Genomic DNA, 9,226 nt, shown 5'->3' on the forward strand with positions numbered 1-9,226 from the left:
GGCGGTCCCACCCATCTCCGCCCAGGTCAGAACCAAAATTTCAGCTCTCCAGGTCCCCGAATTACGTCGAACCCGGGGGTCGCGGTGCTCGGCGTCGACGATTTCGCGTTCCGCAAGGGTCGTGACTACGGCAGCATCATCGTTGACATGCACACCGGCAGGCCCGTCGACCTGCTGGCCGACCGCCGCGCCGACAGCTACGCCGACTGGCTGCGCGCCCACTCGGGGACCGAGGTGGTCTGCCGCGACCGGGCCAGCGGCTACGCCGAAGGCGCCAGGCTGGGCGCGCCGGACGCGATCCAGGTCGCCGACCGGTTCCACCTACTCTATAACCTCACTCAAGCGGTCGACCGGGTCGTCCGCGCCCACCGCAGGTGCCTCAAGGACCGGCCCGAAGCCGAAGCCGTCGCGCAACCGCGCCCGTCAACAAATGGTGAGCAGGGCCGTCGCGCCGAGGTGACCCGGCAACGGTACGCCGAGATCCACGCCCTGCACGTCAAGGGCATCGGCACCACCGCGATCAGCACCACGTTGAACCTCGACGGCATGAGCGTGCGCCGCTACCTCCGCGCGGCGACCGCCGACGAACTACTCACCGAGACCATCCCCGAGCCCGTGAACTCGACGAACACCTCCCTTACCTCGCTGAACGCTGGGAGCAGGGCTGCACCAACGCGGCCCGGCTGACCACGGAACTACGCGACCGCGGCTACCGGGGCAGCCAACGGTCCGTTCGGCGGCTGCTGCACACCTGGCGCGACGGCACGATCAAGCCGGCCGCCATGACGGCGGTCGCACCCAAGCCTCGGGAAGTGACCAGTTGGATCATCCGGCCTGCCGTCGAGCGGACCGAGCGTGAACAGGCTGACCTGGCTCGCATCCTGCAGCGATGTGACAGCCTACGCATCGTCGACCGCCTGGTCAGCGACTTCGCCGGCATGCTGCGCCAACGCCAGGGCCGGCACCTGGACACCTGGATCAACCAGGCCCAGGCCAGCGGAGTCGCACAACTCGCCGGCTTCGCCGCCGGCCTACTCAAGGACTACGAAGCTGTCCGCAACGGGCTCACCCTGCCCTGGAGCAGCGGCGCGGTCGAAGGCAACGTCTGCATACTGAAAGCGATCATGAGGCAGATGTACGGCGAGCGAACTTCGACCTCCTCCTCCGCCGCGTCATTCTCGCCGAGTAACCACCAGGCCCCCAAAGACTGATCACGAACTTCGTGCCAGAGCCAGGTGGCTGGATAGGTCGCGTGGCGGCACGCGGTTGCGTCGACGGTCAGTCGACTGCAGTTGGGGCGAGGTGAGCGAGTACGGTGCAGTCACCGCCGAAGGTATCCGGGCGATTACAGGCTCCAGCGTCGCGGGTCCGGGCGGTTGGGCCGATCCGGGCCCCAACCGACCTGTTCTGAGCGATGCTTCAGAGGGGCCGACTGTTGTGAGTGCGGGAGGCGGGCGTGGCATCGATGGGGGGTCGACTGGCGGCGTTGCTCGCGCTGGCGGCGGTGCCGGCCATGGCGGAGGCCGTGGCGCTGGTGGCCATCGGTTTCAAGGCGGCGGAAGGGTTGGCGCCTCAGGCGACCGCCGTCTGGCCGTATGACTCCTACCACGACCTGCGGTGGCTGTTCGTCTACCACAACTCGTGGCCAATGTTCCTCCTCGGGTTGCTGTCCGCGATAGTGGTCCGGGGCGTGCTCTCCGCCGGGCTGACCGCGCTCGCCTGGCCGGACGATGTGCCTCGCCCCTCGCTGCGCTGGTTGGCTGTGCGCAACATCGAGGTCGCCGCGCTCGGCGCGGTCATCATCTCGCCCTGGGCGGCGATCGCCGTGGCGTTTTCGGCAGTCGCGCTCTCTTGGTACCTGCTCGCCTCTGTGGTGCCGATGCTGCTGCTGGCGCCGTTCCTGCAACGGGCTGGCGTGGTCGCCCGTTGGTGGCGAGGGCTGCCCGCCGTCGAACTGCTCGGCTGGTCGCTGCTCAATTTCGTGGTGCTGACCGTGGCCGGCGCGCTGATCGCCAGCCTTCCCGGCTGGGCCGTAGTGGTGGTGGCCGGCCTCGCCGGTGCGGGCAATGGGCTGCTCTGGCAGCGGACGGTCCACGCCGCGTTGCGGCCCCGCCGGCTCCGCTGGGCCCGCGTCGCCGTCGCGCCGCTGGCTGTCGTGGTCGTCATGGCCAGCGCGGTGGCGGCCCAGTCCCTGTTCGGGATCGCCGCCGGTGGGCGGACCGACTGGCATCCGCCCTTCGCCGCCGGACAGATACCTGACCGGGTGCCGCACGCGATCATTCTCATCGCCGGGCACGACTCGAGCTGGGACGGGCGGCCTCCGGAAAGCCCGAGAGTAGAGCGTTTCTCCTACCGTGGCCTGGATGACCGGCAGCGCCCCCTGCCCTACGGCCCGTCGGCCACCCACCGGTCGCTGGACTCCAGCGCGGCACTGCTCGCGACCCAGGTGGACCTGCTGCACCGGCGGACCGGGCGGCCGATCGCGCTGCTCGGGGAGAGTGAGGGCGCGATGGTGGTGCGCACCTATGTGGAGAAGTGGCCGAACGGGCCAGTCGAGGCGGCGATGATGTTCAGCCCGCTGGTCGGGCCGGGAAGAACTTACTACCCGCCACCCGGGCACTCGGGCTGGGGGGTGGCGGTCGGGTGGCAACTGCGGGGGATCTCCGCGCTGGCCAACCTGCCGAAGGAGGTGAAGAACAGCCCGGACGAGCCGTTCATTCGATCAATGCTGGCCAACGCACCGTTCTACCGCAACCGAACGCTCTGTCCGGTGGCCGGAGTACGCATGATCGCTTTCCTTCCCACCGTGAGCGCCGCCGAGGCCCCACCGGGGGAGTACTCCCGAATCCCGGTTTTCCAGATGCCTGCCCTCCACGGTGGTGTGCTTAGTCAGCGCGTGGTCAAGCACCGGGTCGTCGACTTCCTGACCGGCGATGAGACCACCCGACCACGGGAGGAGTACGGCCTGCTCCAGCGAATGGGTGCGGCGTGGCAGCCGCCCCCGCTGGCGTTGTCGCTGAACCCGATGTGGGCGGCCAACCGGGAGGCTGACCCCGCGTTCACCGGGAGAATCTGCGAGGTGCGCTGACGACATCGTGCGCGAGGAGTCCCTGCGATGCTGACGTGGACGCCGACTGGGTACTCAGCCAGCCCGCGCGTACACGTACAGCAGCCGAAGAGCAACGGCGTTGAGTCCGATCGCCAGGGTCTCCACCCACGGCACGAAGGGAAAGGCGACGAGATCGGCGGCGATCGCGATCGCCGCAGCCACCATGCCGGTGAGCACCGCTCGGCGGTGGCCCGTGACGACGAACAGCGCGGCGAGCACCGTCGCCGCGGCGATGCCCGCGTGCAGCCACGCCCACCCAGTGACATCGATCCGGGAGATGCCCTCTTGGGTGATCACCATGAAGACCTCGCCGGTGCTACCTACGGCACCCGCCAGGTCGAGCAGGCCTGCGCCGGCCAGCAACCCAGCGGCGAGGAGCGGCCCGCGCAAACCTGCGAACGCCGCCTGAACGCCGCCGGTCCCCTGCGGAGTGCTCATGTCTTCAGGCTAGGCGAATAGCGGCGGCACCGTGGGGCGTTCAGCCACGCGCGCAGTGGAGCGCGCCTCCTCGCCAGCGACGGTGAGGCCCTTCGGTGGCGATTGGTGGCAGCCTCTCGACATATCCCGGATGAAACTGATCAGGTTGTGATAAAAGTATCTAATTGCAGTATGAGGGTGATCCGGGTGCGTACGCCCCCATCGGAGCATTTGGTCTGGCCGCTGTGGTGCATGCCGCGTGGATGAGCATGTGAGTGGTCCGACGGGTTCTCCGTCGCACTTGACATGCGAATCAGGATTCGTGAATAACGGTGCCTAGTTCGAGGGGGAGTACCCACCCGACGGACGCGCCGGCCGTCAGTACGGGCCCAGCGGGGTCCCGGCCACGCGGGGCCGCCGACCCAGGCGGCCCGGGGAGACCTTCGCCCCGCACGTCGGCGCACCCGACGCCGGCCCGGTCGAGAGGCAGGGACACTCCCGATGTCCGTTCCGTGGTGGGCCTGGCTGGCCCTTACCGTGGCGATCGCCGTCATGCTGGCGGTCGACCTGTTCCTGCACCGCGACAATCACGTCATCGGTTTCCGTGAGGCCGTGATCTGGTCGGCGGTGTGGATCGCCGCTGGCTTGGTCTTCGGGGTGCTGCTGTGGGTGTGGCAGGGCGACGAGGCGGCCGGCGCCTACTACGCCGGCTACCTGATCGAGAAGGCGCTGTCGGTCGACAACGTCTTCGTCTTCGCGCTGATCTTCACCTATTTCGCGGTCCCGGCCGCGTACCAGCACAAGGTGCTGTTCTGGGGAGTCATCGGCGCGCTGGTGTTCCGCCTCGTGTTCATCTTCGTCGGCGCGGAACTGCTCGAGAGGTTCTTCTGGACCGCGTACGTGTTCGGTGTCTTCCTCATCTACACCGGTTGGAAGATGGCCTTCAAGCACGACGCCGAGATGCACCCCGACCGCAACATCATCGTCCGCCTCGTGCGGCGGATCATCCCCACCGACGCCCGCTACCACGGCGACAAATTCTTCACCCGCATGGACGGCAAACGTGCCGCCACCCTGCTGTTCGTCGTCCTGATCGCGGTCGAGGCCACCGACCTGATCTTCGCCATCGACTCCGTCGCCGCGATCCTGGCCATCACCACCAGCACCTTCATCGTCTGGACGGCCAACGCGTTCGCTGTGCTCGGCCTGCGCAGTCTCTACTTCTGCCTGGCCGGCCTGCTGCGCCGCTTCGTGCATCTTCACTACGGCCTGGCGTTCCTGCTCGCCTTCGCCGGCGTCAAGCTCATCCTCTCCGAGACCCCGGTCGGGAAGCTGCCCATCCCGGTCACCTTGGGCGTCATCATCGCCACCCTCGCGGTTTCCATCGGCTGGAGCCTCGCGGCCACCCGCAGCCGGCCCGCGCCCACCGACGACTCGCGCACTCCCCCCCCCCGCCACTGACCGTGGAGCCCAACATGACGCAGCTGCCTCGTCCTGCCGACGCGGACGCCACCGCCCGGTCGCCGTTGCCGCCTATCCCACCTTCGCCGCCGCGCAGTAAGCTGTCGATCACCTGCCCGACCAGGGCTTCCGGTGCAGCACGACACCATCGTCGGATCGGACCTGCGGCTGGTCGAAGCTGTCCTGCGCCGGATGACCACCCCGCGCGCCGCGTTCGCCGACGCGGCCAGCGGCGCTTGGCTCGGCGTGCTCATCGCTCTGTTGTCGATTTCACGCCGCAGGCGTGGTGGCTGGTCCTGCCGGTCACCACCGGCAGCCGGCGCGGTGTGGGGTGCCGCCGCGGGCGGTCTCGCCCACGTCGCCACCCGTGGCCGTCGCGACGTCACCTCGACCCGCCGCCTCGCCCCTGCCAGCTACGACGTCACCGCAGAGAACGCCGCCCGCCGGCTGCTCATGCAGCTGGCCTGGCGACACCCGTGACGCCACGAGAACCCAAGGAACATGCCATGACATTCCGTGCCCGACCTGTCCGATGCCCGCAGCCCACTACCGTCCCGTCCGCCGGCCAGGTCACGGCCCTGCAGGCCGTGCGCGAGTATCCGGCGATCTCGCTGCTGTTGACCACCACGCCGTCCGTCGTCCTCGCGCATGCCGACGCGCTACGCCTGGATACCCTGGCCGAGCAGGCCGCCTCCTGCGTCCGCGCCGAGTTGCCGCCCGCGGCCGCGGCTCCCGCTGTCCGCCGACTGCACGACCTGGTATGCCGGGCCCGCGGCGGCCCTGCCGGTCACGCGCTGGCCGTCTTCGCCAGCGCCGGCACCGGTGCGCTGATCCGGCTTCCCCTGCCGGTGCGTGACCGGGCCGTCGTTGATCCCACCTTCGCCACCCGCGACCTCGTGCGTGCCCTGCACCGCACTCCACGGCACCTGGTCCTCGCCCTCAACGCGCGACAGGCCCGGCTGTTCGACGGCGTCGCCGACAGCCTGCTGCCCGCCCTCACCCCCGCCTTCCCGCTGCACGCCGACCGGCCAGCGGGTGACCGCAGCGGGCGGGCCGACCGGACCCGACGGTCGGCAGCCGGCAGCTCGGGGCCGGATGTCGGGTTCCTCCGCCGGGTCGACCAGGTCCTCGGCGCGTACGCACGGCTGCATCCCGCGCCGCTGGTCATCGTCGGCGACGAAAGCGTCACCACCGCGTTCCGGCAGATGTCGGTCAACTGCGCTCGCCTCGCCGGCGTCGTCCGCGGCAACCTCGTCACCAGCGCCCTGCCCGACCTCTCGGCACGGATCCGCCACACCCTCGACGCTTACCTGCACCAGCGGGAAGCCGAAGCGCTCGCCCTCATCGACCGGCGTGCCGGAGCTGACCGGGTCGCCTCCGGCATGCCCGCCGCCTGGCTGGCCGCCCGTACCGGTCGCCCCGAGATGCTTGCCGTCGACGAGACGCTGTTCTACCCCGCCCGCCTCAGCGACGACGGCGACACCCTCACCCCCGCCACCGACGCCGAACACCCCGCCGTCATCGACGACGCCGTCGACGAACTCATCGAACTCGTCCTGCTGCGCGACGGCTGGGTTGCCCTCACCTCCCCCGGCGCTCTCCACCAGCACGGCGGCGTCGCACTCGCCCTCAGACGACGATGACTCCACCGCCGACGCCCGATCGACCTGTGGCGGGGCCAGCACGCCGTGCCGGCCCCGCCACACCTGTCGACTGCTACCAGGAAGGATCCCGACGATGGCCAGCGTCTCCCCCAGCGACATCCGCATCTACCAGATCGACGGGCGACACCCCGGCCGCGGCCATGTGCTGCTCATCCTGACCGACGGCCCCACCGACCTCGCCGCCGCCGCCATCGCGGCAGCCCGGGCCCGAGACGCCGGCGTGCTGCTGTACACGGCCGCAGCCGTTGCCAGCCCCGGCTTCAGCATCAACGCGCTGCTGCATCGCGCCCGCGCCCATCGACAGGACGCCGACGCGGCAGGCATCACCGCCCGCGTCGCCCCAGCGCTACGCGCCGCTGGCGTCGGCCACTTCATGAACTCCGCCGCGCTGCGCCTGCCACATGGCGCCCGGCACAGGGGAGACCTGCCCGGCGTCGTAATCAGCAGACTCGCTCGCAACCTCGACGCAGCCCTTGTGATCACCACTCTGCCGATACGGGAACCACTCCACGGACTCGCACCGGCAACATCCGGCGAGGCGGCGCCCGATGCCGGGGGCATGGCGCCCAGCACGTGACGTTGACCCCACCACCGGTCAGACTCGAGGCATCAACCGATCGCCAGTGCACACGCGCCCGCCGCCTCAACAAGGGCGGGTATCCGCGCCGGCACCGGTGGTCGGGGGGCTGTCTCGCTAACGGCACCTCTCTGTGTCATCCATGAAGGAGCGGGGCCGGTCATCCATGAAGGAGCGGGGCCGGTCAAGGCTGGGGTTTGACCTGCTGACGTTGATTTTTCCGGTTCCGGCAATGGGTTTCGGGCAGGCGTGTGTGCGGTGCCGGGTCAACGGCTGGGCCGTAGGCCCACCCCGCAGGGGCTTGGCCTTGACGCCGGCGCCGTGCGCGCCATGCTCGTGATGCCGGAAGGCGTTGTGGGTGGTCGCGTCACCAGGTTCCGACCAGATGTCGGAAGGGCAGGCCGGGTTCGGCTGCCGGTCATCCATTCGCCCCGCGGGGAATCGGGGGGCATGGTGATGTGCGGCCGTGACCGGACGGGGTCAATCAAGCGGGCGGCCTCGCCGTCGGCCGACGGGGGTCAGACACAGAACGAGCTCGCGTCCGGTCACGTCCGAACCTGCTCACGCCGCCGCCCGGTCCGGTGCGAGGGCGCGGATGTGCCCGTCGCGCAGGCCGTAGTAGACGAGGGTGAGCAGCTTGCGGGCCACCGCGACGGTGGCGATGTTGCGTCCGCGTCGCTCGGCGATGGCCGCCCGTCGGGAGACCAGCCAGCCGGCGCGGTGCGGGACGCTGTGGGCGGCCTCGACCGCGGCCCACCGCACCAGGGTGGAGCCTTGTTTGGTGATCCGTCCCCGGTTCACGACAAGGTCGGACTCGCGGTGCCGCGGGGTCAGCCCGGCCCACGAGGTCAGCTGCGCCGGGCCGGGGAACCGGTCGACCTCGCCGATCTCGGCGACGAACACCGCCCCCAGGACCGGGCCGACCCCGGGGATGGCCTGGATCGCGGTGTAGCCGGGGTGCCCGGCGAGTCTGGCCCGGATCGGTCCGGCGACCGCGTCGATCTCGAAATCGACTGCGTCGATCAGCCGGCACAGCGAGGACACCCGACCCCGGTAGGCGCCGTCCAGCGGTGCCCGGGCGAGCAGTTCCCGCCCACCAACGCCGAACAGATCGGACACCGGGATGTGCACGCCCTGTTTGGCCAACACTGCGTGCACGGATGCCTTCAACCCGCTGCGCCAGGCGACCAGCTTGGCCCGATACCGCACCAACTCCCGCAACTCGCGCACCGCCGGCGGGGCCGCATATGCCTCCGGCAGCCTGCCCATGCGCAGCAGATCCGCCAGGTCGGCGGCGTCACCGGCGTCGTTCTTGACCCGCCGGTAGGCGAAACCCCTTCACCCCCAACGGATGCGCCAAATGCGCCCGGGTGTCGGGGTACTCGTTGGAGTGCAGCCCACTACCAGCGCAGACAGGCCAAGTGACGTTGAAGTACTAATAGTGCTTTGTTAGGTCGTTGTGGCGTGTCGCTTGTACGGGGATCGTGGCGGTGTTTGGCTGCGGTGCGTGGATCAGCGGGATCTCGCTCGGGTGCGCGGGCAGTTGGAGGACTTCGCGGCGGGGATCTTCGCGGGGTTGCGGCGCTCGGACCAGCGGGCGACCGGTCTGCGGTATCTGCGTGGGCTGATGCTGGACGGCCGGCGTAAGTCGATGCAGCCGATGGCCGAGCGGCTCGGGGTCGATCACCAACAGTTGCAGCAGTTCCTGACCTCGTCCACCTGGGATGTCGTCGGTGTGCGACGACGGCTGGCGACGGCTGCGGTCGACCTGGTGGCGCCGCAGGTGTGGGTGGTGGACGACACCGGATTTCCCAAGGACGGCAAAGCCTCGGCGTGCGTGGCCCGGCAGTACTCCGGCACGCTCGGCAAGGTCGCCAACTGCCAGATCGCGGTCAGCGTCCACGCGGCGACCGACGCCGCAGCCCGGCCAGCACCAGCAGCGCACCGGGATGCCGTCCCGGGTGACGGCCATGCCGATGACGATCTGCGGCAGGTCGT

The 9,226-nt window shown here is 69.8% G+C and carries 8 protein-coding genes and 2 pseudogenes; 8 read left to right on the top strand and 2 right to left on the bottom strand.

Annotation, left to right across the window (positions count from 1 at the left end; translation table 11 throughout):
* The 3 genes from AC1WTP_RS33750 to AC1WTP_RS33760 form a co-directional block, all read left to right on the top strand.
* A partial coding sequence (locus AC1WTP_RS33750) for an ISL3 family transposase (RefSeq protein ID WP_481653272.1) occupies positions 1 to 687 on the top strand: 687 nt, incomplete at its 5' end.
* Positions 688 to 812: 125 nt separating this feature from the next.
* A complete protein-coding gene (locus AC1WTP_RS33755; RefSeq protein ID WP_481653273.1) occupies positions 813 to 1,211 on the top strand; it encodes a transposase in 399 nt (132 codons plus the stop codon).
* 254 nt (positions 1,212 to 1,465) lie between these two features.
* A complete protein-coding gene (locus AC1WTP_RS33760; RefSeq protein WP_481653279.1) occupies positions 1,466 to 3,088 on the top strand; it encodes a hypothetical protein in 1,623 nt (540 codons plus the stop codon).
* 54 nt (positions 3,089 to 3,142) lie between these two features.
* Here the strand turns inward: AC1WTP_RS33760 and AC1WTP_RS33765 are convergent, their stop codons facing one another.
* Positions 3,143 to 3,547, bottom strand: a complete 405-nt coding sequence (locus AC1WTP_RS33765; protein WP_481653274.1) for a DUF7144 family membrane protein — start codon at positions 3,545 to 3,547, stop codon at positions 3,143 to 3,145.
* 480 nt (positions 3,548 to 4,027) lie between these two features.
* On the opposite strand from AC1WTP_RS33765, the gene AC1WTP_RS33770 reads away from it, so the two are divergent.
* The 4 genes from AC1WTP_RS33770 (at position 4,028) to AC1WTP_RS33785 (ending at position 7,228) form a co-directional block, all read left to right on the top strand.
* Positions 4,028 to 4,987, top strand: coding sequence for a TerC family protein (locus AC1WTP_RS33770; protein ID WP_481653275.1), 960 nt, complete (start codon positions 4,028 to 4,030; stop codon positions 4,985 to 4,987).
* A 132-nt stretch (positions 4,988 to 5,119) separates the two neighbouring features.
* Positions 5,120 to 5,467: a general stress protein gene (locus tag AC1WTP_RS33775; protein WP_481653276.1), complete on the top strand. Its 348-nt coding sequence runs from the start codon at positions 5,120 to 5,122 to the stop codon at positions 5,465 to 5,467.
* 107 nt (positions 5,468 to 5,574) lie between these two features.
* The gene (locus AC1WTP_RS33780) at positions 5,575 to 6,630 is read left to right on the top strand and encodes a baeRF3 domain-containing protein (RefSeq protein WP_481653277.1); all 1,056 of its coding nucleotides are present in this window, start codon (positions 5,575 to 5,577) and stop codon (positions 6,628 to 6,630) included.
* Between the two features lie 94 nt (positions 6,631 to 6,724).
* Positions 6,725 to 7,228: a hypothetical protein gene (locus tag AC1WTP_RS33785; protein ID WP_481653278.1), complete on the top strand. Its 504-nt coding sequence runs from the start codon at positions 6,725 to 6,727 to the stop codon at positions 7,226 to 7,228.
* Between the two features lie 561 nt (positions 7,229 to 7,789).
* On the opposite strand, the pseudogene AC1WTP_RS33790 reads toward AC1WTP_RS33785, so the two are convergent.
* Positions 7,790 to 8,539: pseudogene (locus tag AC1WTP_RS33790) on the bottom strand (IS110 family RNA-guided transposase); the annotation flags it as partial.
* A gap of 196 nt (positions 8,540 to 8,735) precedes the next feature.
* Between AC1WTP_RS33790 and AC1WTP_RS33795 the strand changes: the two are divergent.
* Positions 8,736 to 9,152: pseudogene (locus AC1WTP_RS33795) on the top strand (IS701 family transposase); the annotation flags it as partial.
* Positions 9,153 to 9,226 lie beyond the last annotated feature (74 nt).

It is taken from the genome of Micromonospora sp. R311 (assembly GCF_056780015.1).